20 protein-coding genes and 1 tRNA gene are annotated in these 23131 nt (G+C 58.4%); 11 read left to right on the forward strand and 10 right to left on the reverse strand.

Annotated features, from left to right (window positions below; translation table 11 throughout):
- Nucleotides 1–19 precede the first annotated feature (19 nt).
- From AYX22_RS17765 to AYX22_RS17805, 7 genes are all read left to right on the forward strand, one after another.
- On the forward strand, nucleotides 20–2323 hold the full coding sequence (locus AYX22_RS17765) for a transglycosylase domain-containing protein (RefSeq protein ID WP_242703393.1): 2304 nt from the start codon (nucleotides 20–22) through the stop codon (nucleotides 2321–2323).
- Between the two features lie 2 nt (nucleotides 2324–2325).
- Nucleotides 2326–3273 (forward strand): metallophosphoesterase, encoded by a 948-nt coding sequence (locus AYX22_RS17770; protein ID WP_207594595.1) that lies wholly within the window; start codon nucleotides 2326–2328, stop codon nucleotides 3271–3273.
- A gap of 151 nt (nucleotides 3274–3424) precedes the next feature.
- Nucleotides 3425–5224: an ABC transporter ATP-binding protein gene (locus AYX22_RS17775; protein ID WP_207594597.1), complete on the forward strand. Its 1800-nt coding sequence runs from the start codon at nucleotides 3425–3427 to the stop codon at nucleotides 5222–5224.
- Complete coding sequence (locus AYX22_RS17780) at nucleotides 5221–7053, forward strand: ABC transporter ATP-binding protein (RefSeq protein ID WP_207594599.1); 1833 nt, start codon at nucleotides 5221–5223, stop codon at nucleotides 7051–7053. The genes AYX22_RS17775 and AYX22_RS17780 overlap by 4 nt, the downstream gene beginning before the upstream one ends.
- Before the next feature lie 98 nt (nucleotides 7054–7151).
- Nucleotides 7152–7228 (forward strand) — tRNA-Pro (locus AYX22_RS17785).
- Nucleotides 7229–7682: 454 nt separating this feature from the next.
- Nucleotides 7683–7928 carry a hypothetical protein gene (locus AYX22_RS17790; RefSeq protein ID WP_207594601.1) on the forward strand — a complete coding sequence of 82 codons (246 nt, stop codon included), beginning with the start codon at nucleotides 7683–7685 and terminating at the stop codon, nucleotides 7926–7928.
- A 714-nt stretch (nucleotides 7929–8642) separates the two neighbouring features.
- A complete protein-coding gene (locus AYX22_RS17805; RefSeq protein WP_207594603.1) occupies nucleotides 8643–8873 on the forward strand; it encodes a hypothetical protein in 231 nt (76 codons plus the stop codon).
- 113 nt (nucleotides 8874–8986) lie between these two features.
- Here AYX22_RS17805 and AYX22_RS17810 read toward each other — a convergent pair whose 3' ends face one another.
- The 10 genes from AYX22_RS17810 to AYX22_RS17855 form a co-directional block, all read right to left on the reverse strand.
- Nucleotides 8987–9634 (reverse strand): ImmA/IrrE family metallo-endopeptidase, encoded by a 648-nt coding sequence (locus tag AYX22_RS17810; RefSeq protein ID WP_207594605.1) that lies wholly within the window; start codon nucleotides 9632–9634, stop codon nucleotides 8987–8989.
- 30 nt (nucleotides 9635–9664) lie between these two features.
- Complete coding sequence (locus AYX22_RS17815) at nucleotides 9665–10048, reverse strand: helix-turn-helix transcriptional regulator (RefSeq protein ID WP_207594607.1); 384 nt, start codon at nucleotides 10046–10048, stop codon at nucleotides 9665–9667.
- A gap of 122 nt (nucleotides 10049–10170) precedes the next feature.
- A complete protein-coding gene (locus AYX22_RS17820) occupies nucleotides 10171–10752 on the reverse strand; it encodes an antirestriction protein ArdA (protein WP_207594609.1) in 582 nt (193 codons plus the stop codon).
- Nucleotides 10753–10851: 99 nt separating this feature from the next.
- Nucleotides 10852–11166, reverse strand: a complete 315-nt coding sequence (locus tag AYX22_RS17825) for a hypothetical protein (RefSeq protein WP_207594612.1) — start codon at nucleotides 11164–11166, stop codon at nucleotides 10852–10854.
- An 86-nt stretch (nucleotides 11167–11252) separates the two neighbouring features.
- Nucleotides 11253–12257, reverse strand: coding sequence for a site-specific DNA-methyltransferase (locus AYX22_RS17830; protein ID WP_207594614.1), 1005 nt, complete (start codon nucleotides 12255–12257; stop codon nucleotides 11253–11255).
- Nucleotides 12250–13224: a replication-relaxation family protein gene (locus AYX22_RS17835; protein WP_207594616.1), complete on the reverse strand. Its 975-nt coding sequence runs from the start codon at nucleotides 13222–13224 to the stop codon at nucleotides 12250–12252. The genes AYX22_RS17830 and AYX22_RS17835 overlap by 8 nt, the downstream gene beginning before the upstream one ends.
- A complete protein-coding gene (locus AYX22_RS17840; protein WP_207594618.1) occupies nucleotides 13221–15392 on the reverse strand; it encodes a hypothetical protein in 2172 nt (723 codons plus the stop codon). Before AYX22_RS17840 ends, AYX22_RS17835 begins: the two co-directional genes overlap by 4 nt.
- Before the next feature lie 574 nt (nucleotides 15393–15966).
- Complete coding sequence (locus tag AYX22_RS17845) at nucleotides 15967–16494, reverse strand: hypothetical protein (protein WP_207594620.1); 528 nt, start codon at nucleotides 16492–16494, stop codon at nucleotides 15967–15969.
- A 270-nt stretch (nucleotides 16495–16764) separates the two neighbouring features.
- The gene (locus tag AYX22_RS17850; RefSeq protein ID WP_207594622.1) at nucleotides 16765–17016 is read right to left on the reverse strand and encodes a hypothetical protein; all 252 of its coding nucleotides are present in this window, start codon (nucleotides 17014–17016) and stop codon (nucleotides 16765–16767) included.
- Between the two features lie 13 nt (nucleotides 17017–17029).
- Nucleotides 17030–17338: a hypothetical protein gene (locus tag AYX22_RS17855; RefSeq protein WP_207594624.1), complete on the reverse strand. Its 309-nt coding sequence runs from the start codon at nucleotides 17336–17338 to the stop codon at nucleotides 17030–17032.
- 130 nt (nucleotides 17339–17468) lie between these two features.
- On the opposite strand from AYX22_RS17855, the gene AYX22_RS17860 reads away from it, so the two are divergent.
- From AYX22_RS17860 to AYX22_RS17875, 4 genes are all read left to right on the forward strand, one after another.
- Nucleotides 17469–18299 carry a hypothetical protein gene (locus tag AYX22_RS17860; RefSeq protein ID WP_207594626.1) on the forward strand — a complete coding sequence of 277 codons (831 nt, stop codon included), beginning with the start codon at nucleotides 17469–17471 and terminating at the stop codon, nucleotides 18297–18299.
- Nucleotides 18300–18533: 234 nt separating this feature from the next.
- Entirely contained in the window at nucleotides 18534–20969 is a 2436-nt protein-coding gene (locus AYX22_RS17865; RefSeq protein WP_207594628.1) for a class I SAM-dependent DNA methyltransferase, read from the forward strand.
- 1 nt (nucleotide 20970) lies between these two features.
- Nucleotides 20971–22254, forward strand: a complete 1284-nt coding sequence (locus tag AYX22_RS17870; protein WP_207594630.1) for a restriction endonuclease subunit S — start codon at nucleotides 20971–20973, stop codon at nucleotides 22252–22254.
- Nucleotides 22251–23117: a GIY-YIG nuclease family protein gene (locus AYX22_RS17875; protein ID WP_207594632.1), complete on the forward strand. Its 867-nt coding sequence runs from the start codon at nucleotides 22251–22253 to the stop codon at nucleotides 23115–23117. Before AYX22_RS17870 ends, AYX22_RS17875 begins: the two co-directional genes overlap by 4 nt.
- The last annotated feature ends 14 nt before the right edge of the window (nucleotides 23118–23131 follow it).

Consider the following 23131-nt stretch of genomic DNA (forward strand, 5'->3'; position numbering starts at 1 on the left):
TGACGGTAAAGTGGAAAACATGGTGACTCGCAAGAACCCACTATTCGACACTGCCACCACCCTCGGAAAGATTCTAGGTTTCCTCGGTGTGAGCGCGATTTGTGGCGTCCTGGTGGCGGGCCTTTTGGTCCCCGCAGCCGCCGTTTCGGGCAGTGCCGCCAGTGGTTCAATACAGTTCTTTGACACTCTGCCGGCGGAACTGCAGGTGGATCCGCCCAGCCAGAACACCACGATCCTGGCCAAGGACGGTACGCCGATCGCTTCGATCTACGCGGAGAACCGGACCAAGGTTCCCTTGGATTCGATGAGCCCGTTCATCAAGGACGCTGTCATCGCGATCGAGGACAGCCGTTTCTATGAGCACGGCGGCATCGACACCACGGGCATCATGCGAGCCATCGTCAGCACCGCCCGCGGCAACAAGCAGGGCGCGTCCACCATCACGCAGCAGTACGTGAACAACGTCATCAACGAGTCCCTGGTGGCGTCCGACCGTGAAGAAGACGTCAAGCTCAACGGTGGCGGCAAGGGCGTGGGCGACAAGCTCCGCGAAATGAAGCTCGCCATCGCGTTGGAGAAGAAGTTCTCCAAAGAGCAGATCCTTGAGGGCTACCTCAACATCGTATTCTTCAACCGTGACGCCTACGGCATTGAAGCCGCCTCCAAGTTCTTCTTCAGCACCACCGCCAAGGACCTGACGCTTCCGCAGGCCGCCCTGTTGGCCGGCCTCGTGAACAGCCCCTCGGCCTTCGATCCCATCGCGAACCCGGACAACGCGCAGAAGCGCCGCGACCTGGTGCTCGCTGCCATGGTGAACCAGGGCAAGATCACGCAGGCCGAGTACGACGAAGCCGTAGCCACCCCGGTGACCACCAAGGTCACTCCCGCCCGCCAGGGTTGCGCGTACGCCACCATGGCGCCTTACTTCTGTGACTACGTCCTGCACCTTCTGTTCAACAACCCGGCATATGGCGACACCACCGAAGAGCGTGTCAAGCGCGTCCAGCGTGGCGGCCTCACCATCCAGACCACCCTTGATCCGACAGCCCAGACCGTGGCCCAGCAGCAGGTTGATGCCACGGCCGGCGCCAACCCGGATAAGTGGGGCGCGTCCATCACCTCCGTTCAGCCGGGTACGGGCCAGATCGTCAGCATGGCCCAGAACACCGTCTGGCTGCCTCAAGAAGGCAAGTTCGATCAGACCCAGAACTTTAACGTTGACGTCCTGGACGCCAACGGAAATGACCTCAACGGCATTGGTGGCTTCCAGCCCGGCTCGACCATGAAACCCTTTACGTTCGCCCAGTGGCTGAACGAGGGCAAGTCGATGAACCAGAACGTCAACGCGAGCGTCCGCAGGTACGGTGTGAACTTCCCTTGGCGGAACACCTGTCCCACGCCCGTGAATGGTTTCTACGACAGGAACGTGGCCGGTAGCTTCGACCTCCAGAACTCGGATGAGGGCTACTACCGGAACATGACCGTCCTGTACGGCCTCATGAACTCCATCAACACCGCGACGTTTGCTTCGGCTTCCCAGGTTGACCTCTGCGGCATCCAGGGCATCGTGGACGCCACCGGCATCCACGGCGGACTGCCGACGCGCGATGACACAGGCAAGGTCACCGACCCGAACCCCAAGGTCCCGATGACCACACTGTCCAACCTGATCGGCGCCACCCAGACTGCGCCGTTGACCATGGCGGCTGCTTTCGCGACCTTCGCCGCTGACGGCAAGTACTGCGAACCGATCGCGATCACGTCGGTGAAGGACCAGTCAGGCGCTGAACTGCCGGCGCAGTCCTCCAACTGCAAGGACGCCGTGAAGCCCGAGGTTGCCCGTGGCGTGGCCTACGCCATGCAGGAAGTCCTGAATGCCGGCTCGGGCTCACTGATCCGCCCATCGCTTTCCACGAAGGGCAACTTCCCGGTTGCGGCCAAGACGGGTACCAACGACTCCAACGGCTCCACCTGGGTGGTGGGTTACACCACCGGCTTGGCCACAGCCTCTTGGTTCGGTGATCCGCTGGATAACCAGCTGCGCCCGGGCCGCAATCTGACCGTCAACGGCAAGTTCTACCCGGCCATCGACGGTTACATGATCGCCGGTCCGCAGTTCACCAACTACATGTTGTCGGTGGCTCCTGCCTACGGCACCAACCCCTTCCCTGCGCCGCCGTCCAACCTGCTGGGCACGGCGGCCCCGCAGCGCAACACCACGCCTGCGCCGTCCAATCCGAACCCCGCCCCGCCTTCCAATAACGGAAACGGCGGCAACGGAAACAATGGCAATAACGGCAACGGCAACAACGATAAGGACTAAGCGTGTCCTTCCGTGATTCACTGGCAAACCGCGTCCGCACCGTCGGGCGCGGTTTCGCCGTCACTACAGCTCTCGGTGCAACAGCCGGGGCAGCAGCCGCCGCCTATGGCTGGTGGGAGAAGGACCAATTTGAGGTCCGCCAGGAAACTTTGCCAGTCCTCCCTGAGGGTTCAGCACCATTCCGGATCCTGCACCTCAGTGACATCCACTTCGTGCCGGGCCAGGACAAGAAAGCCCTCTGGCTTGAGTCGTTGGCTGAGTTGAAGCCCGACCTCGTGGTCAATACAGGCGACAACCTGAGCCACGCGAAAGCCATCGATCCCCTGATCCAGGCACTGCGTCCGCTCTTGGAGTTCCCCGGCGTGTTCGTTCCAGGGTCCAACGACTACTACGCCCCGCGGATCAAGAATCCTGCCGGCTACTTCCGCGGACCGTCGAGGCACAAGAAGGACCCCATCAAGCTCGATTGGCCAAAGCTCCGCTCCGCGTTCGGGATGGGTGGTTGGATCGATCTGACCAACCGCGCCCAGTCGGTGGTCCTGAATGGACTCCGCTTCGATTTCTCCGGAGTGGACGATCCCCACCTCAAACGCGAACGGTACGCCGGTTGGCCCCGCGGAACCGTGAACCAGGATGCGCGCCGCCACCTGAAAGTCGCTGTGATCCACGCTCCCTATCAGCGCGTACTGGACCACTTCACCGAAGCCGGAGCTGACCTCATCCTCGCCGGCCACACACATGGCGGTCAGATTTGCATCCCCGGCTACGGCGCTTTGGTCTCCAACTGCGACCTCCCCACGTGGCGCGCCAAAGGCCTCCACGACTGGGAAAGCAATGAATTCACGACGCCGGTGAACGTCTCAGGCGGCATCGGCACGTCGCGCTTCGCGCCAGTCCGGATCGCCTGCCGCCCGGAAGCAGTGCTGCTCACCCTCACGGCACGCAGCTGAACGTCGGGGATCATTACGATCCTCAATAACTGGGTCAAACATTTCACCTAGGTTGCGTGGTCCTGTGAAACGAATCACGCCATGGCATAGGGTAGTTGCTACGGGAAACTACCTCCGCACCATCTGAAGATCCAGCTGTTGAGAAGCGGGCATGTCCAAGCAAACGTCATTTTTCACCTCCGTCGGCCGCCTGTACCCTCATGTGCGGCCAATCCTCCCACGCCTGTTCATGGGCCTGATCTGCGCCTTGCTCGCGAGCATTGTTGCACTGACGATTCCGCAGGTACTGCGGGTACTCGTCAACAACTCTTTGCAGCCCGGCGGTTCCACGGACGCAGTCTGGATTGCCGCCGTCGTGATTCTTGCGTTGGGCGTGGCTGAAGCGGGTCTGGTGGCATTGCGCCGGCAGTTCGTTATCAACCCGGCCACCACGGTTGAGACCAGGATGCGCGTGACCCTGTACGGCCACCTGCAAGAGCTCACCGTGGCGTTCCACGATCGCTGGGGCTCGGGCCAACTGCTTTCCCGCGCGATGACGGACCTGAGCTTCCTGCGCCGCTGGATGGCCTTCGGCGCCATCATGCTGGTGGTCACCACGCTGACGGTCATCATTGGCGTCGGCGTGATGTTCTCCATGAGCTGGCAGTTGGCGCTGATCTTCCTGGCAGCGGCCGTGCCGATCATGATCAACTCCTTCCGTTTCCGCCGCCGCTTCAGCCTGGTCACCCGCCTCAGCCAGGACCAGGCCGGCGACCTCGCCACCACCGTGGAGGAATCCGTCCACGGCATTCGCGTGCTGAAGGCTTTCGGCCGGAGCCGCGAAGCACTGGAAAATTTCAACGGCCAGGCCGAGGAACTCCGTCAGACCGAGATCGCGAAAGCCAAGCAGCAGGCCGGCTTCACGCTGGTGGTCACGCTGCTGCCCGAACTTGCCCTGGGCGTCGGGCTGGTGGTGGGTATCATGCTCGCTGCCAGTGGCCAGCTGAGCATTGGCTCGTTGGTCGCCTTCTTTGCCACAGCCGCGGTAGTAGCCACTCCCGTGGAATTCTCGGGCATGCTGCTGGCCATGGCTCTGACCGCGAAGACCGCGCTGGACCGCCACTTCGAAGTCATGGACACCGAAAACACCATCACCTCCCCGGTTCACGCGAAGGTACCGGAGACCGTGCAGGGCGCCTTGCGCTTTGAGCACGCTGGCTTCGGGTTCGAGGACGGCGGTTCGCTCCTCCACGATCTCACCCTGGATATCCGTCCCGGCGAGACCATGGCCCTGGTGGGTATCACTGGCAGCGGCAAGAGCGCCATGCTCCAGCTGGTCCCCCGCCTCTACGACGTGACCGAGGGCGCTGTGACGATCGACGGCGTGGATGTCCGCGACTACGACATTGACGAGCTTCGCAGGATCGTCGCCGTGGCCTTCGAGGACACCACGCTGTTCTCCAGCTCAGTGCGCGACAACGTCCTTCTGGGAGCTCCCGATCCCAGCGATGCCGCTTTGGACGAGGCCTTGGATGTGGCGCAGGCCCAGTTCGCCTACTCGTTGCCCGATGGCGTGGACACGCTGATCGGTGAAGAGGGATTGAGTTTATCCGGCGGCCAGCGCCAGCGTATTGCCTTGGCGCGGGCCATCGCGGCCAAGCCGAAGGTCCTGGTACTTGATGATCCCCTGTCCGCGTTGGACGTGAACACCGAGGAACGAGTGGAAGCCCGTCTACGGGAGGTCCTCCGCGAGACCACCACGTTGATCGTCGCGCATCGCCCATCCACTGTGGCGTTGGCGGACCGGGTGGCGTTGCTCGAAAACGGCACCATCACCGCCGTCGGGACCCACACGGAACTGTTGGCCGAAAACGACCATTACCGCTACGTCATTGCCAGCCTGGACACCGGTCCCAAAGACCTGGACACCGAACTGGACGAGCTCGAAGAAGCTGAGGAGGCCCGCCGGTGAGTGCCACAACGTTTGGAACCGCCAACGAGGACAACACGCTCCTCACCAAAGCAGACAGCAAAGCCGTACGACGCCGGTCGCTCACCTTGCTTGCCTCGCTCATCCGCCCGGTGCGGTTGCGTTTCTGGCTGACGATCGTGATGGTGGTGGTCTCGCAGCTCACCCGGGTTGCCGGTCCGGCGCTGATCGCCTTCGGCATCGACAACGCCCTCCCGGCGCTGCAGGCGGGTGACAACGGGCCGCTGGTACTTGCGGGTGCCCTGTATTTGGCCGCTGCGATCGCCACCGCCGGCATGACTGCGCTGTACGTGACCTCCACGGCTAGGCTCAGCCAAGCCATGCTCCTGGATCTCCGGCTCCGCGTCTTCCGGCACACCCAGCGGCTGAGCTTGGAATTCCACGAGAAATACACGTCCGGGCGCATCATTGCCCGGCAGACCTCGGACCTTGAAGCACTCCGCGAACTCCTCGATTCCGGTGTCAGTTCCCTGGCGTCCGGCATGCTGTTCATGGTGTTCACCGCTTTTACGATCTTTGCGCTCGACTGGCGCAGTGGACTGATCGTCCTCGGCGCCGGCGTCCCCATGTTCTTCCTGGCCCGCTGGTACCAGAAGCACTCGCAGATCGCGTTCCGTGAATCCCGGGTGGTGTCCGCCCGCTTGATTGTGCACTTCGTGGAGACCATGACCGGCATCCGCGCTGTGAAGGCCTTCCGCAAGGAGCCTGAGAACGCTGAGCGTTACGGCGAGTTGGCTGAGGATTACCGCAAAAACACCGTCCGCTCCATCAACCTGAACGGCATCTTCCAGCCGGGCCTGGTGCTGATCGGCAATGTTTGCGTGGCCGTGGTGCTGCTGTTCGGTGGATTCCGGGTGCTCAGCGGTGACCTCGCGGTCGGTGTGTTGCTCGCGTTGATCCTCTCCACCAAGCGCTTCTTCCAGCCCGTGGACCAGATGGCCATGTTCTACAACTCCTTCCAGAGCGCCCAGGCCGCACTGGAGAAGGTATCCGGGCTCCTCGAAGAAGTTCCCACGGTCCGCCCACCCAAGAACCCGGTGCCGCTGAAGAGTTCCCGGGGCGAGATCGACTTCAAGGGCGTGGAATTCGGCTACGGCGACGGCAACCTGGTTGTTCCCAGGATGGATCTGCATATCCCGGCCGGACAGACCATCGCGCTGGTGGGACAGACAGGGGCCGGCAAGTCCACGTTGGCCAAGCTCGTAGCGCGTTTCTACGACGTCACGTCCGGTTCGATCACTCTGGATGGGGTGGATCTCAGGGACTTGTCCACCACCGACCTCCGCCGAGCGGTAGTAATGGTGACCCAGGAAGCATTCCTCTTCAGCGGTTCCGTGGCGGACAACATCGCGTTGGGCCGGCCTGAGGCTTCACGGGCCGAGATCGAGGCTGCTGCAGCCGCTGTGGGAGCCCACGAGTTTATCGTGAGCCTCCCTGAGGGCTACGACACGGACGTCAACAAGCGCGGTGGGCGCGTGTCCTCAGGCCAGCGCCAGCTCATTGGTTTCGCCCGGGCCTTCCTTGCCGCGCCGGCCGTGCTGATCCTTGACGAAGCAACGTCCTCGCTGGACATTCCGTCAGAGCGGATGGTTCAGCAGGGACTCGCCCAGCTCTTGGAAGGCGTGGCCGGCGGGAACTCCGCCCGCACCGCGATCATCATCGCCCACCGGCTCTCCACGGTAGAGACGGCCGACAGGGTTTTGGTGGTCCATGACGGACGCATCGTGGAGGATGGGACGCCAGCAGAATTGATCAGCGGAGGGGGGCGGTTTGCCCAGCTGCACGGGGCCTGGCGGGACTCGTTGGTGTAGCTCCCCTTGGCCGGCCGCTGTGAGGAGCGACACCTACCCTCCGATTTCGCATCACGGGACGTTTCGGCTATTCTTGAACAGTTGCTTTCGCAGCGGATCGGGATGTAGCGCAGCTTGGTAGCGCGCTTCGTTCGGGACGAAGAGGTCGCAGGTTCAAATCCTGTCATCCCGACCAGAGTCGCTTTATTCGAACCATGGTTCAAGTAGATCGACTTTAGTTGAAGCAACAGAGATGGCGTTGAGAAATCGGCGCCATTTTTGGTATCCGCGAACTGGGTAGAAAGTACGCCGGAAACGTCCAAAATCGCGCATTTATCGGACGATTGGGTCGATCCATGGACGGACATCGCCAACGAGGGTTTGATCGACCGGTAGGCCGTCTGGGCGGCGAAGATGTCATCGAACGGTTGATTCAGGTCCGTTCCAACCGAGCCGTCTTGATCCACAAGGAAGCGGTGATAAAAAGATTCATTGAGTAGCCTCCGGACCTTATCTGTTGCCTTCTCATAGTAAGACTTCGGATCGGCGATCTGATCAATCGCCTTGGCAAGAAGCTGACCGCCCACAGCAATCTGCTCGCCGATATTCGCCAGGCTGTCTTCGATACGAGAACGTTGGACGCGCAGCTCATGCATCTTCTCCCGAACCTTCGACTGCGGCAGGATGCCATCGGCCGCAATGTCAACGAGCCGGCTTTCCTTGGCCTCAACTTCTTTGAGTCGATTCCTGTACTTCGCGTACATCTCCTTTATGTCCTGCTGCTCACCCAGAAGGGCTTCTTCGAGCCTGGCGCGAATATCCTCCTCGAAGTCCTTGTCGAGCACGAGCTGACCGTAGGATTCTGCAACGCTGTCTTCAACGAGATAAGCGGGTAGATATGGAAGATCACACTGTCCTTCCTGCCGAGCACGACAGAAGAAGTACTCGTGAATCGTGCCTCCGCGCCCTTTCGCCTGCGTGTAGATAACGCGGCTTTCCCGGCCCTGCCGATGGCACTTACCGCAGTAGACCATCCCCTTGAGGAAGTGATTGTGAATGCGATCCCTAGTGCCTGATCCGCTGCGCGAGCTCATGATTTCCTGGACCTCATCGAAAAGGTCTTGCCCGATAATCGGTTCGTGACGTCCCGGATAAGCATCGCCCTTGTAGACGACATAACCGACGTAGTACGGATCCTTGAGCATCTGATGCAGCCTGCTCGCGGAGACTGGCTTCTCCGGGTATCGAGCTGTCCGACGGCTCGTCAACCCGAGGTCCGCCATCGTCGCTTCCAGCCGCTCGATTGAGTATTTCCCGGTGGCGTACAGTTCAAAGGCCTTGAGCACGAGCGGCGCTCTGGTTTCATCTAGCCCGACACTGTTGATCATGCGTCCGTCGATGTCTTTTCGGATGTTGAGGTACCCAATCTTGGCCTTGCCGACCGTGCCCCCGTTAATCGCCTTATTGCGCATCTTGATCCGAATGTCTTCTCCGCTGAGCTGGTTCTGCACCTGGTTCATGATGTCGGTGACGGCCTCCATCGCTTCCGCGTAGGTGCCTTCACCGAAGTCCTCACGGGCGGAAAGCAAGCGCACGCCCAGCTTGTCGAGATGTCGTCGCGTGATGGCGGCATCCGTGAAGTTACGAAACGCACGGGATCGGGCATACACGATGACATAGTCAACGTCGCGGTGCTCCTGCAGAAACTTCAGCAAGGCTTGGAAGACCGGCCGCTTCTCGATCGTTTGCGCCGACACACCAGGCTCCACGAATTCCTGGACGATGTCTGCGTTGACGGCTACCGCCTTCTGTTCGCAGATATCGCGCTGGGTAGCTATTGAGTTGCCATCTTTGTCGATGTCGACGGCTGTTTCGGTCTGCTTCTTGCTCGACACCCGTAGGTACAGAACTGCCTTACGTGGTTTCGATGCCTCGATTTCCTCGATGGTCATAGTCATACTCCTTGTGTTTGGGCGCGGTGACTCATGCGGTACTGCCATGAACGGGAGAACGGTGCGCTTTTGGGTGTGCAACGCGGAGCGGCCTCGGCGATGCCTGTTTGTCGCAGTCGCACGGTCATTGCGGCCTCGGATACTTGAAAGTGTGCAGCGAGATCGGCCGTTCGCTGCATGCCACCGTAGTATGCGCGCTTGAGAAGCTTTTTTGGAACGAGCAGGCATCCCGCGAAGTAGTCGGCAGCTTGCTCGGCTTGCTCGGCAGGAGTGACGTCGCGGTTTCCGATGTATAGTGCATCGGCCCGATTGTGGTCGACGATGTGCTTGTACTCATGAGCGAGCGTGAACCGCTGTCGACTGTAACTCTCATACTTGTTCAGCTGGATGATCCAATTGCTACCGTTCCAGAAGCTAGCCCCTGAGACTGGAGCATTAACCATCTCAATTTCAATCTTGGGCAGGTCGGCGATAAGTTCAACCGGCACTGGCCCATCCTCGATGCCGTGCAGCTCCAGTAGTCGGGTGGCTTGGTGCTCAGCTACTTGTTTCGCCTCAGAGTGGGAACGAACCTCTCGGTTCGGGATAAGCGCGCGGAGAGTAGCCAGGACGCTCCGTTCGATAAATGGGGTGATAGTTTCGTTGGTCATGGCTTTCTCCTTTCTCTGAGAAGTCGTTGGTTATTCGTCCTCGCCGGGTGCGGGGCCGGTATTTATATTGATGCCATGCCGGGCGGCGACATCGCGAAAATGCTCTTCGATCTCACGGACCGCGCTGTCCGGCATACCTTTGAATTTCGTGCGCAGGTATGGATTGAGTGTTGGTAGGTCAGAGCCGCGCAGCATGCTCGATTCGGCCAGAAGGTCGGTCAGTGGAAGTTGGAGGACGTCGGCGATGGCACGAAGATTGTCCATGCGGGGATTGGCAATCTGTCCCAGCTCCAGCCGGGTGATGGTTCCCTTGGCGACCCCCGCTTGCCGAGCAACTTCGCTTGCTGAAAGTGCCAGCTTCTGGCGCTGCTTCCGGATTGTTTCGGCTAGGCCTTGTATGTCTTTTTCCTGCATTTTTCCTGTCTCCAATTTCTGTTTGTATTATGAATCGATCGTTCAATTCCTTCAACGATTTAAGAGAATTCCACAACAGAAAATTCGTCAAGAAAGGAAGGGCTTCCTAATATCGGGGAAGGTCAAATTCGGCTATTGAAAACGTAGACCCCGGAGTCAGATTCGATCACGTAGATCTCACCACTGAGTCGCAAGTCCTCCCCCATCGCTTCCGCATCGATCTTGGCGTACGTCTTCAGCGATTCAGGCAAGTACGCGTCGATTTGCTGCTGCCATCCCATGTCGGCGATGATCCGCTCGGCGTAAGCCTCCAGCGTGGGATAGTCGCCGAGGTAGGCATCCTCGAAGTAGTGCCAATCTTCAGCATCTAAGCCGGAGTAATCCACCCACGCGGCGAAGGCGGGACCATGTTTGGCGATACCTTCCGCCAGCGCGGCGACTTCCTCAACGCGTTCAAATTCACTAAGTTGTTTGCTGCCGAAGCCTTCGTAGTCATGGATGGCCCATTCCTCTGGCGCAGGTTCACGAGACCGCGCCAGCATGGCATGGATCTGCTCGTAGATGGCATCCGCGCCTATGGTTGCGTCTATCCAGGTACCGAGTAGTCGCCCGTTGTTGTAGTCAGCCAGCGACGCGACGTAGATGGCGGGGGCCGTGCGATTCTCTCGTTCCGGAGTGGGCTCGGATAGTTGTTCGTGGTTCATGTGTCCTCCTTTCATTTATTCGGATGGATGGGCGGCAAGGACAGCGGAGGCACTCTCGATAGAGCGCTGCTCACGCCGTCCCTGCCGGTGGTGCTCGAACTAGCGTCCGCGCGATGCGCGGGGCTTGGTCGCCTCCTGATCGTTGCCGAACAGATGTGCGATAGCCTCACGTCGGGCAGCAGCTTCCCGGTCGATTTCCGCAATGGCGGTTTCGGCTTGAGATGCCAGATCGGTGTTTTCCTTAACGCTGGCGATGTGCGCCGTCAAGGCCTTTCTGATCTCATCGGTGATAGTGCTTCCCCGTAGCTGCGCGATGAGCGTCAGCTGGGTGTGGACGTCCGGTTCGAGCCGGATAGCAAGAGTCTTCACTCCTGCCGGATTCTGGCGTTCCCCGCCAGTCGTGGGTGTCGTCATGACAACTCCTCGGATTGTGCGACCGGCGAGATTCCGGAATGGAATCCTCTTCACCGGCCGCAGCGCACCGACGAGCTGTCCGAGTGCTATCCCCCTGGTGGCGAACGCGGACGAGCTGCGGTGATCCGATCTCGCGCCTCCTTCGCAAAGATCGGATTGAGTTCAATACCCAACCAATTACGACCAAGCGATTCAGCGACGACGGCGGTCGAGCCACTGCCAATAAATGGGTCAAGGACCATGCCGGGCTCTGGATCACCTTTATGGCTGCAGCCCGCCTGAAGCGCCAGCCGCGTTGCGATCTGTCCTAGTCTGCGGATCGGTCGCCGCCACGGGGCGCGGCAAATGGCGCAGCGCGCTTCGGGGGTTCCGGCCTGGATACATCGGATGGCAAGCGGCTCAGGAAATGTGGCATGGTGACTGCCCTTGCCAGCGGCTGTGGCGATTGTCCATACGTCTCCAGGGTTCTTGCCGAGCGGATGGCCGACAATTCCTCGAGCCTTCATGGCGGTGAGGCCGGTCGTCGTATCGGCATTCGGACCCCGCCATCTTTCCTTGGCGGGACGCCGCGATGCGGCACGAGGCGGGCGACCTGGCTTCGACAGATGGGGCACACGAATCGCGTCGAGATCGAAGTAGTAACGTTCCTGCTTCGCGAACAGGTAAATCACCTCATGGGACGCTGTCAGCCGGTCACGCACGCTAGTTGGCATCGGGTTTGGCTTGGCCCAGATGATCTTGTTGCGGACTATCCACCCGTCCTCTTGCAGCAGCTGCGCTACACGTTCCGGTGCCAGAAGCAGACTCTTGGACGGCGCGCCTTGCCGAGGATGGTTGGCGTACGTATCGCCGAGATTGAGCCAGAAGGTGCCCGTCGGGACCAGCACGCGGTCGATCTCGCGTGCAACGGCCCGAATCACTTCAGCCCACGCCTCCACATCTGCTTCGAGCCCTATCTGGCCGTCAGCATCATAGTCACGTAGACGGAAGTACGGCGGGCTCGTCAGACACATATCCACCGACCCGGTTGGGAGCTTTCGGAGCTTGTCCAACGCGTCCCCAACGTACAAGACATTTACCGGATTAGTCATGGCGAACCTCCCGGACAAGTTGAGTCGAAGCCTCCGCCAAGGCGCTGATGCGGTAGAGCTCCGGCGTCACCCTGGTGCTCCGATTCAGCGCCAGTGAGAATGCTTGGCGACGGCGCTCTGCCACGTTCGGACGGTAGGCATCCATAGCCCAGACGACCTTCGGAAACGCCCCGAATTCACGTTGCTCGATACCCGTTTCGAGATATTCCTCGTACAACAGACACTTGCCGAGGACAGTTGGTAGGCTCTCATGACCAAGGTCCACTTCAACGAAGAACGCCTCAACATCCTGGTCCCCGACACGGGCAGCGAGCTCAACATACAGGTCTGGTCGAAGCACTTGACCGACGCCGAGACGGTCCGTGTAGTGGCGACGAGCCTCGCCCTCCGGAACCAGTTTCACAACTTCCGCACCCGACTCGGATGCAGCGGCGATGATGCCGACGGCAACGTCAGCTATTGCCAAAGTGTGATCAAGGAACCGTGACGATGGTTCGTCAAACCGCCGGCGTCGGCGATGAGTGTCCTCCTTGCGTTGGATACGTTCGCCTGCCGTATCCATGAAATAAACCAGCCCCTCCGAGCCTGCCCGAACACCACCGATCCGCCGATTGAGAACGCCCAGAATGCGATGGCGTCGTAGTCTTGCCAGGACTCGGCGGCAGGTTCGAGCACCCGATTCCGCTGTCGCGTGCTCTGCAAAATGCAAGGTTTCGATGTGCCGTGCCGTCAAGAAGCGATACCGACCAACAGACGACAAGACAGCTCGATCGCGTTCGCTGAGGCGGTCTTCGATGTCGCTTAAGCGGCGCCGACTTATCCGCGGGCCAGTGTGGGCTCCGGTGCTAGGTACAGCACCGGTATTCGGCGCCCCAATTCGTGCAGATTCGTCGCTGACCTGCGCAGACGCACCCGATGGCTTCGACGCGGGCGGGTAGCCGGTCGGTAGAGCCCGTTCGACACTCATGGCTGACTCCTTCTGCGGCGGCCATCAGTTCCGCCGGTTTCTGGAGAAGGAGTCAGAATGCTTCGAAGCCCACGTTCGATGACGTCTTTTGATTGTCCGTACTGACTGCGACTTAGGGCCCGGATCTTGTCCGGTGACGAGGTCGGTTTCGGGATGTCTAACGTGACGCCAGATGCCCAGTCGGTCACTGCGCTCTTGCGGACGAGCTGCGCGTAGATGTGACGCGACGACAACGCCATGAAGTCTTCTGGTTCAAGACCAGGTGCCATAGCGGCGGCCGCTTTGGCATCCCTGGATGCAAGTTGAAAGAAGACTCGAGATCGGCAGTTGGCCTCGAAGGCCGTCCGCATGCTTTGGGGCAATTGGTCAAGGTACTGGTGCGCCACATGGAACCCAGCCCCAAGACTGCGTGAAGTTGCCAGCGCATCGCTTATATCGGTCGGTAGTCGCAGGTACTCCTGCACCTCATCGAGATAGATCATGACCGGGTGACGATTCTTGGCTGCGATACTGGCGCGCTCCTGAATCGCCTGCCACAGTTCCGCGACGACCATGGCGCCTAATAGTTGCGCCGCCTCAGGACCGAGCACCCCCTTCTGCAGTGGGACGAGCAGAATCTTTCGCTCTGTCAGCACTTGGCGAAGATTGAATTGTGGAGTTGGCTGTGCCAGAACGTGACGAAGATGCGGGTCGAGCAACGGGCGCAGCTTGTTCATTAGCGGTGCCGTCACCTGCGCACTGGCCTCTGGAGATAGCTGGTCGTACCAGTGCCAGAAAGGTCCTGCCGAAAAGGGGTCGTCACTCGCGCTCTGGCGTGTCACCTGCTGACGGAACTTTCTGTTATTGAGCAAAACAGGCAGCATGGCCAGGCTCGCATCATCCCGCTGAGCGAGGGCTAGTAAGGAGTGCCGCAGAATGTCCGAGCTTCGAGGCCCTAGCTGGTCGCCGTAGAGGGCATGGAACGTGCCGAAGAGCTGGTCGGCAACGAGCGCCGGACTTCGCCCATGACCATCGAGTGGATTGATCCCTACAGGCAAGTCATCCAGCGGATCCAACACGATGACATCACCCTGACGGTCTGGAGGAACATGCTTTAGTACATCGCGAATCAGATCCTTGGGCTCGACGACGACACAGCTGCGCCCAGCTTCCATGTCACCGATAATGAGTGAGAGGAGCATCGAGCTCTTGCCCACGCCGGTCGGCCCCATCGCCCACAGATGGTGGCAGCTATCCTCTGGTGTTAGGCCCAGCCGGGCATCGCTAGCACCGGGGGCCGTCGCTCGCCCCACAATGCGATCTGTGTCCGACGCGGCAAAGGAAGGCCGGATTTGCCGTGGATGAGCTGGCGGCTGCCCGGGGTAGGCAACCTTCCCATCGCCAACCGGCCAAGCACTAAGCATGCCCACCTCGACGGCAGATAGTCGCTGGCCGAAAGCGAGGCGCGGCCATTCAGGGCTAGGGTTATTCAGCTTATGGCTCTGATCGAAGTGAACACGGAAGCGGAGCCCTGGCGCCACCATCGAGCGGAATGCATTGACGACACCGCCTATTAGCGCTCGCCGACGATCTTCCTCGGAGGCGCTGACTCCTATGCGAACGAAGGTAGCGAACCCGTGGTCGCCTTGCTTTTCTTCGATTCGCCGGCTGATCGCCCGACGTCGCTCTGGCCGAACGCCAGTGAGGATAAGCGACGTGATTCCCTGATCGACTTGGGCAATTGCGTGGGGAGTCAGCTGAGGCCTGAACCTCGGGCCCAATACGATCTGGACCACCAGGCTTTCATTTCCACGGACCGCCGTCAGGCTTGCCAAGAGAGCTCGCGTTGAACCTTCCGGATTCCGAGGCTCCAGAGATTGGGCAGGCGTGTTGACAGTAACCCGCCGCGCAGACTGGGCCGGTAGCCGGTCGGCATCATCGGCAACAACGATGGTCCCAACGACCATACGTTCGATGTCGCGGCGGACAGCAGATGCGTGCCGTCGCTGCGTGCCGACAATGTAGCGGATGCCCTGTTTATCCGATCTGGCTTCCAGAATGATCTGCGGTGCGTGGCTCTGCGCACTCCATACGCGGAGCAGGTTGATGGCTTGCTCGTCGTCGAGTGGGCGGGGCCAGAAAACCTCCTGCCACACCAATTTTCGAAGGCTAGGCGCGGAGTTATTCATCGTTCAGATCCTCCGTCGTGCGCCGGACGCTTTTCTGCTCGTACTGAATCTGGGCTTCCCGCTCGGCTTCCGCCTGAGCCATGGCGATGACGGCGCGGCTCAACTTACGTAGATCAGGACGATCGCGCTCAACTCCCCTGATGACAATTCTGCCGTCCCTACGTGGTCGCGCCTGGCGGCTCCGATTAGGACGTTTATTGCTAGTAGACATAGTTGTTTCCCTCCTTCCTTCGGTGTTGTGATTTGCGGCAATCGTTCAACGAATTGAACGGTGTCTGGGGCTTAGTATGCGTTCAACATGTTGAACGTTCAAGCATTTTTGCGCAAACCACAACACCGACTGGAAGAGCTGTAGTTGCCGCGTTGCGGCGATGGATTTAGTACCTATCTCGTCGATACTGGACGACGGCCCATACAGCCCAGATGATGGCAACGACACCGACGCATGCGACCAGAAACGGCAGAATGGACTGCAACACCTGGGTCGCGCAGTAGAGTGCAACGACGGCAAGCAGGACCGACATGCAGGCGCCTATCGCCCGGTCAAACCAGGACCTGGGACTCGGATCAACACTCACCGTTGACGCTCCATCTCCAGGAAGATCCCGGTGCTCAGGCCGTGCCGTACGCAGTCGAGTGCGAACTGCAGTTGGTCCCCCACGTACTGCTTAGTAACGGCATAGAACATGACTTGGCCTACCGCATCAGCTTCGAACAGATGCCATTCGAGATCACCCCGGCTGAAGCCCGCGCGCTCGAATCGCCGCATCAGCCATCGAGCCAACACGAACTCATCGGGCGACGAGAAGCTCAGGCCCTGTTCGACGTGAGCAACATCGTGAACGTAGCGGTAGGCCATATTGACCTCGGGCGAGCCGAAAACGACGCTGCCAGTATTCTCGTTCGAGACAGGCAGTGGACGTCCATTCTCGCGCGAGGAGACGAACGCTTCGCACAGGTCCTTATACCTTTCCGGCGCGTCACCGGCAGGCTCCCATCCGAAGTACAGACGCTGCTCAATCTTGTGGGCTTGGTCGAGGACGTAGTCAGAGAGTCGCTGTTGCGCTGCGAGCAGCTCCGTTGAAGTGAAGGATTTGGGCATGACAAGTAACCCCTTTCTAGAGGCGTGTAATGGTGGGGGTGATCGAGAGGTCGGGCTGAGTGGCCGACCGTTACTGGCGGCGCATATCTCGCAAGGCTTGTTGATATGCCGCATCGAGACGGCTAGTCGTTTCCTGAGCATCCTGAGCGATACGGACAATCTGGGCCCGAGAGTGAGGCGTCCGGTCGCGCCAGTAGTCTGCAACGACAAGGTAAGCGGCAACGATAGATGCCGCGCACGTAATTATGATGGCAATCGAAAGCACGGCAGTCATGACCGTCGTGGTCCCTTCGGCCAAGTTTCCAGCGCCGTCAGCGCCATGGACGACATCTGCTGCGAAACGAGGCGAAGATGACGCGCAGTCGCTGGGGAGTCAGCATTCACTGCCCTTGCTACGGCATCCATCTCATCCACCAGGCTCGCGACCCGTCCAATGAAGAGACGGACAGCGGCCTCATGCTGCAGCACTTCGGGATCCGGGGAGCCAATAGGCTTCAGCGGATTTGTAAATTCGTGATTCATGACCAAGCCCCCGTTACCGCTGAAACCGTCGTACTTCCCATGCCGCGTACTCGGCGAAGGAATCTGCGATGTAATTGAGCCGCTCGGATGTGCGTGGGTCGCCATCGGACTGAAACTGCGCTTCCCGGCTCAACATGCCGGTCAGGTGCATGCCCGTTGCGGCGACATAACCGGCCGCCTGGACGCGCGTTGCCGCAACGATGCCATTGGCCGCTTCGGCGTTCTGGCGGCGTTGGAGGGACTTGCCCTCGGAACGCGCGAACCCCTCGGGGGCGCTGAATGGGGTGATTTTGCCACTCGGGCGGGGAGTGAGGTCTGTCATGACCCTGCCTTTCGATTCTGAATTCTTCCTGCTCCGGTGAGCAGCTGATAAAGCTATTGGACAGGGCGATCGGTAGGCATGTCGTGACAGAAAAGTGCACATCCGAGAGATTCCGGCAACGATGGAATCTATGGAAGGAGTCATCACCCAGGATCTTGGCGATCACAGCGAGTTAACCTCGCGCGTTCTGAGCGAGCTGACCGCGCTTCGCAGTAAGCCGGGTCGGCTCACCATTCAAAAATTCATCGACTTCGAGACGCTGCACCTGGTATGCGGCGGCAACGATCTGCTTGACGCGTACATGATGTTCGAACGCGAAATGCGTCGTTTTCAATCTGGCGCACGAAACGAGGCCGCCGCCGCCTTCTCAATATGTGCCGAAGCTGACAGCGTTCTCGACAGGCTACAGCTGACCGCGGAGGCACTCTCTGGTGTAGATGATGTGAAGGATCAACGAAGCGCACGACGATGGAGTGACGCCGGCCTAAAAACGATTGCTACGGAGCTGGTTTATCTAGCTGATATCCAGGGGCGGCTCGGCAGTGAGCTACTCGGCATTGAAGTGACGGGAACAGCCGAATCAGGCCTGATGGTAGTTATCGACCAGATGACAACAGCCTCCCTGCCTAGTCGCGCACCCCTGATCCGATTGTGGGCCTATAGCGTCGACGACGAACCAGAGGAACGCGAGCTCGTGGTCGACCTCGAAGACCACCCCGTCACCACCGCGAGTCGTGGCATATACGCGATGAGGCGACACCGCGTCACCCTCCCGCTGCCCCATTTGCCCGCTACCGATGACGAGTTGAAACTGCTCAGCATCTCAGTTGAAGGACGGGACGCACCTATGCGCACAGTCACGCTCGAAAACCACGCCAAGCTCCCCCATGGCTTCGACGTCCGCTTCGCCATCTACCGCACGATCGCGACTATCGACCTTCTGGCTATTGGCAATGACTGACACATTCAGGGACCTATAAGATATATGCCGAATGTGGTATAATTTAGGCCAGTTAGCGGGGCGTGGTTGAGACCTCTCCCCACCCGCAAACCTACCTAGCGCAGCCCGACTTCACCTGATTTGTCGTTGCTCCCCGGTAGATTGAAATCAACACTAAGTGGCTGCCGTCGTGTGGCTGGAGACTGCTGCATGACAAGTTCAACTGAATCAGGACTAACGCAAGGGGTACGAGCCGTGGCGCTCAAGAAATCGGATCTCTACAGCTCGCTTTGGAAGAGCTGCGACGAGCTGCGTGGCGGCATGGACGCCAGCCAATACAAGGACTACATCCTCACGATACTGTTCGTGAAGTTCGTTTCCGACAAGGCCAAGACCGACCCGAATTCCCTAATCGATGTTCCTGCCGGCGGTTCATTTGACGACATGATCGCGCTCAAGGGCGATAAGGAGATCGGCGACAAAGTCAACAAAATCATAGCCAAGCTCGCCGAAGCCAATGCCCTGCAAAAGGTCATCGACCTGGCCGACTTCAACGACGAGGAAAAACTCGGCAGTGGCAAAGACATGCAGGACCGCCTGAGCTCACTGATCACAATATTCCAGGACCTCGACTTCCGCGGTTCCCGAGCGGAGGGCGACGACCTCCTAGGTGACGCATACGAGTACCTGATGCGCCATTTTGCCACCGAGTCAGGCAAGTCTAAGGGGCAGTTCTACACGCCTGCGGAAGTATCGCGAACCGTGGCGAAGCTAATCGGCGTCGATTCCAAGACTCAACGGTCAGCAACTGTCTATGACCCGACGTGCGGTTCTGGATCACTTTTGCTCAAGGTGTCTGCCGAAGCCCCTAACGGGCTAACCATCTACGGTCAAGAGAATGACGTAGCCACGTGGGCACTCTCAAAGATGAACATGATTCTGCACGGCAATGAGATCGCAGACATCCGCAAAGGCAACACCATAGCAAGCCCTCAGTTTGTTACTGGGAACAATCTCGACACTTTTGACTTCATTGTTGCGAATCCACCGTTCTCTAACAAGACATGGACTAACGGTCTTGAAAATGAATTCGGCCGATTCGAGTTCGGGCGCCCACCCGAGAAAAATGGCGATTACGCCTTCCTGCTCCATGTCTTGAAGTCGATGAAGAGCACTGGCAAAGCGGCTGTAATTCTTCCCCACGGTGTTCTATTTCGAGGGAACGCCGAGGCTTCTATCCGCAAGCAATTGCTGAAACGCGGCTTCATCAAGGGCATCATCGGCCTTCCTGCCAACCTCTTTTACGGCACCACCATCCCTGCCTGCATCATTGTCCTCGACAAAGAAAATGCTCAAAGCCGTACCGGAGTTTTTATGATCGATGCTTCGAAAGGGTTCCTGAAAGATGGCAACAAGAACCGCTTGCGTTCCCAAGACATGCACAAGATTGTCGACGTCTTTACCAAACAACAAGAAGTTGAACGATACTCGCGAATGGTTCCTCTAGCCGAAATAAGTAATGAGGCAAACGAGTTCACGCTCAACATTTCACGCTACATAGATTCATCTGAGCCAGAAGACATTCAAGACCTCTATGCGCACCTCCATGGGGGTATTCCTAACCGCGATATCGATGCCCTCAGCCCCAGCTGGGACGCCTTTCCATCGCTGCGTCAACACTTGTTCACCAACAAAGACCAGGCGGGCTACAGCCAGCTCACCGTAGATATTTCCGAAGTTCGTCAGGCAATCCTTGATTCGCCGGAGTTCAAAATGTTCTCTGACGATGTCCGCCGGCAGATATCTGACTGGTACGCAGCTCACAGACATGCTCTGGAATCGATCGACTCCAACACCAATCCGAACGACCTAATCGCTACTATTGGCGACGACCTGCTTGAACGATTCAAGAAAACGCCATTGCTGGATGAATACAACGTTTATGAACAGCTCATGACCTATTGGCACAGTGTGATGCACGATGATGTCTTCCTGATCATGAACGAAGGCTGGGAGTCCGCAGCGAAACCACGCAAGACCATAGAAGATAAAGACCGCAAGATCACTGAAACCCCAGATATTGTCATCGGTTCCGGTCGGAATTCGAGCAAATACAAGACAGATCTCATTCCGCCCTCGCTCATCGTAGGGAGATATTTTGACGCTGATCGAACATCTATAGAGAGCCTCACCGCGATTGCCGAAGGTGTCGCGACTCAAATAGAGGAGTACGTCGGGGAACACGGCGCCGAAGATGGTCTCCTGTCTGAAGCCATGGAAGACGGCAAAATCAGCAAGGCATTGGCCACGTCCAGACTTAAGGATGCGAAGCGAGATAACTCAGACCCGGAGGAGATAAAGGCGCTTGAATATTTAGTGAAGCTTTATAATGGCGAAGCCGGCGCTAAGAAATTGGCAAAGGACGCTCAGACCAAGCTCGATATTGCCACATTGGCCCGTTATGGAACTCTCACCGAACAAGACATCAAGTTCCTAGTGTTAGATCAAAAGTGGGAGCAAGCAATTTCCACGGCGATCATCCGCGAAGTCACCAAGCTTACTCATCACCTCGTCGCCCGCATTAAACAGTTGGGCGTTCGTTACGATGAAACAGTTGGCGATCTGGAAAGTGAGCTTGAGCAGCTGAACGAAAGGGTTTCTCAACACTTGGCAGAAATGGGGGTGAAATAACGTGAACCCTTCGGCGGCGGAACCCAGTTATAACACGACTGACGCAGGCGTAATACCCCAAGACTGGCAGGCGCTTCCCCTTGCAGACTTCTGCTCGACGTACAGTGGTGGTACGCCATCAACTTCACGGTCAGACTACTACGGAGGAGATATTCCCTGGATTGCCTCCGGCGATCTCAATCAAGGAATTATCGAGGACGTTAACGGCCGAATTACTGCGGCCGGACTGCAGAATTCGTCAGCGAAGTTGGTCGAGGCCAACACTCTTTTAATGGCGCTGTACGGTGCAACCGCAGGCATTCCTGCCATCACTAAAATTTCCGGAGCTATTAATCAAGCCGTTTTGGCAATCAAGCCTCGAGGTGCAGATCCGGAATACCTCTACGCATGGCTCGCACACAACAAGGATCGGATAATCGATACCTACACACAGGGCGGCCAGCCGAACTTGAGTGGCGAGATTGTCCGGAAAATAGTCGTGCCACTTCCTGGAAAAACCGAACAGCGACAGATCTCAAGTCATCTCAGCGACGTGACCTCGCTTATTTCTGCCCTTGAGCGATCGATCACGAAGAAGCAGTCCATCAAGCACGGCATGATGCAGGAACTCCTGACCGGCAGAACTAGGCTGCCTGGTTTCACAAAGCAGTGGGAGGATGTTCTCCTTGGCCAGCATGTCACCTACGTCAAAACCATCGCTCTTTCGCGGGCTCAGCTTGATGAAGAATCGCCTTGTCGGTATCTCCACTATGGAGACATTCACACGACTAGAGACATTAGGCTTGCGGCAGCCACCCGCGATATGCCAAGAGCTGCCGCTGCGCTAGTAGGCGCGGCCGGTTTTCTAAAGGTTGGTGATCTTGTTTTCGCTGATGCTTCTGAAGATCCGGATGGGGTTGGCAAATCCATTGAAATCACATCGGTCCCAGCCGAAGGTGTAGTTCCTGGCCTTCACACCATTGCGGCACGTTTCGACAAGAAAGTGCTTGCTGATGGGTTCAAAGCCTACTTGCAGTTCATGCCAGATCTTCGAAATTCGCTCTTGCGCTTAGCTGCTGGGACTAAGGTATTGGCAACGACAAGAAGTTACATTTCGAGCATTACACTTCATCTACCGGACGTAGAAGAACAGATTGCAATAGCTCAGATACTCCATGATGTAGATGATGAGATCGACGCACTACAACATCGTCTTCTCAAAGCCAGGGCAATGAAGCAAGGCGTTATGCAGGAACTCCTGACAGGACGGACAAGATTACAGCCAGTTAGTGAGTCCTCACTATGAGCGTAGGTAAGTCAGTCCGCCTCTTCCTGGCTGACGGCACACCCGGCGGCCTTCTGACGGCTGAAATCATGAACTGGACTGGTCACGTTGCTGCTGCCCCACGATCAGACCTTGGTGCGCTGTTGAAACGTCCCGAAGCGTCGCGGACGGGCATTTATATTCTTCTTGGAGACGATCCAGAAAGTATGGGTGGATCGCTCGCTTACATCGGCGAAGGTGATGATGTCGCCAAACGTCTCTATCATCACTCTCGCAATGAGGATCAGGGTGGAAAGGACTTCTGGGATCGGGCAATCGTCCTCACCAGCAAGGACACGAACCTAACCAAAGCACACGCCCGCTACTTGGAGTCGCGGTTCATCTCACTTGCGCAAGAGGCCAACCGTTCACGGCTAACCAACGGCACAGCGCCTCCCCTCCTGCCACTTCCAGAGTCCGATATATCGGATATGGAGTACTTCGTGACACAGGCCAAAATCATCTTGCCCGTCCTGGGTGTCAACATCTTTCGAACAACGACAACACTCCGGCAGCCGTCAGACCCGATAGATTTAGCAGCTCCGGCCGATCCTTCTGTCTCGCCGATTTTCGAGATATTCGTCAAGAAGTACGGCATCAGAGCGGCGGCGCAAGAAATTGATGGTGAGTTCACCGTCAAGAAGGGGTCAATGGCCCGACTCTCCTTCACCGAGAATTCAAGCAATTACGAACTCCTCCACGGCGAGCTCCTCAAGAGTGGGCAGCTTGTTCAGGACGGAGAAGACACCGCGATCTTTGCCCAAGACATCGTCTTTCGCAGCCCATCGGCTGCGGCGGCAATCGGGCTCTTCGCGGTTGATGGTGAAACAGGTTCCGTGTCTTGAAATCTGAAGGGCTC

The sequence above is a fragment of the Arthrobacter sp. D5-1 genome, from assembly GCF_017357425.1.
Taxonomy (GTDB): Bacteria; Actinomycetota; Actinomycetes; order Actinomycetales; family Micrococcaceae; genus Arthrobacter.

Excerpts from the sequence above, each read along its gene's own strand:
- AYX22_RS17875 (WP_207594632.1), top strand. The coding sequence starts at position 22,251 with ATGAGCGTAGGTAAGTCAGTCCGCCTCTTCCTGGCTGACGGCACACCC.
- AYX22_RS17840 (WP_207594618.1), bottom strand. The coding sequence starts at position 15,392 with ATGAATAACTCCGCGCCTAGCCTTCGAAAATTGGTGTGGCAGGAGGTT.
- AYX22_RS17860 (WP_207594626.1), top strand. The coding sequence starts at position 17,469 with ATGGAAGGAGTCATCACCCAGGATCTTGGCGATCACAGCGAGTTAACC.
- AYX22_RS17850 (WP_207594622.1), bottom strand. The coding sequence starts at position 17,016 with ATGAATCACGAATTTACAAATCCGCTGAAGCCTATTGGCTCCCCGGAT.
- AYX22_RS17790 (WP_207594601.1), top strand. The coding sequence starts at position 7,683 with ATGCATCTTCTCCCGAACCTTCGACTGCGGCAGGATGCCATCGGCCGC.
- AYX22_RS17835 (WP_207594616.1), bottom strand. The coding sequence starts at position 13,224 with ATGAGTGTCGAACGGGCTCTACCGACCGGCTACCCGCCCGCGTCGAAG.
- AYX22_RS17820 (WP_207594609.1), bottom strand. The coding sequence starts at position 10,752 with ATGAACCACGAACAACTATCCGAGCCCACTCCGGAACGAGAGAATCGC.
- AYX22_RS17775 (WP_207594597.1), top strand. The coding sequence starts at position 3,425 with ATGTCCAAGCAAACGTCATTTTTCACCTCCGTCGGCCGCCTGTACCCT.
- AYX22_RS17765 (WP_242703393.1), top strand. The coding sequence starts at position 20 with ATGGTGACTCGCAAGAACCCACTATTCGACACTGCCACCACCCTCGGA.
- AYX22_RS17825 (WP_207594612.1), bottom strand. The coding sequence starts at position 11,166 with ATGACGACACCCACGACTGGCGGGGAACGCCAGAATCCGGCAGGAGTG.
- AYX22_RS17805 (WP_207594603.1), top strand. The coding sequence starts at position 8,643 with ATGTCGTCGCGTGATGGCGGCATCCGTGAAGTTACGAAACGCACGGGA.
- AYX22_RS17830 (WP_207594614.1), bottom strand. The coding sequence starts at position 12,257 with ATGACTAATCCGGTAAATGTCTTGTACGTTGGGGACGCGTTGGACAAG.
- AYX22_RS17845 (WP_207594620.1), bottom strand. The coding sequence starts at position 16,494 with ATGCCCAAATCCTTCACTTCAACGGAGCTGCTCGCAGCGCAACAGCGA.
- AYX22_RS17810 (WP_207594605.1), bottom strand. The coding sequence starts at position 9,634 with ATGACCAACGAAACTATCACCCCATTTATCGAACGGAGCGTCCTGGCT.
- AYX22_RS17815 (WP_207594607.1), bottom strand. The coding sequence starts at position 10,048 with ATGCAGGAAAAAGACATACAAGGCCTAGCCGAAACAATCCGGAAGCAG.
- AYX22_RS17855 (WP_207594624.1), bottom strand. The coding sequence starts at position 17,338 with ATGACAGACCTCACTCCCCGCCCGAGTGGCAAAATCACCCCATTCAGC.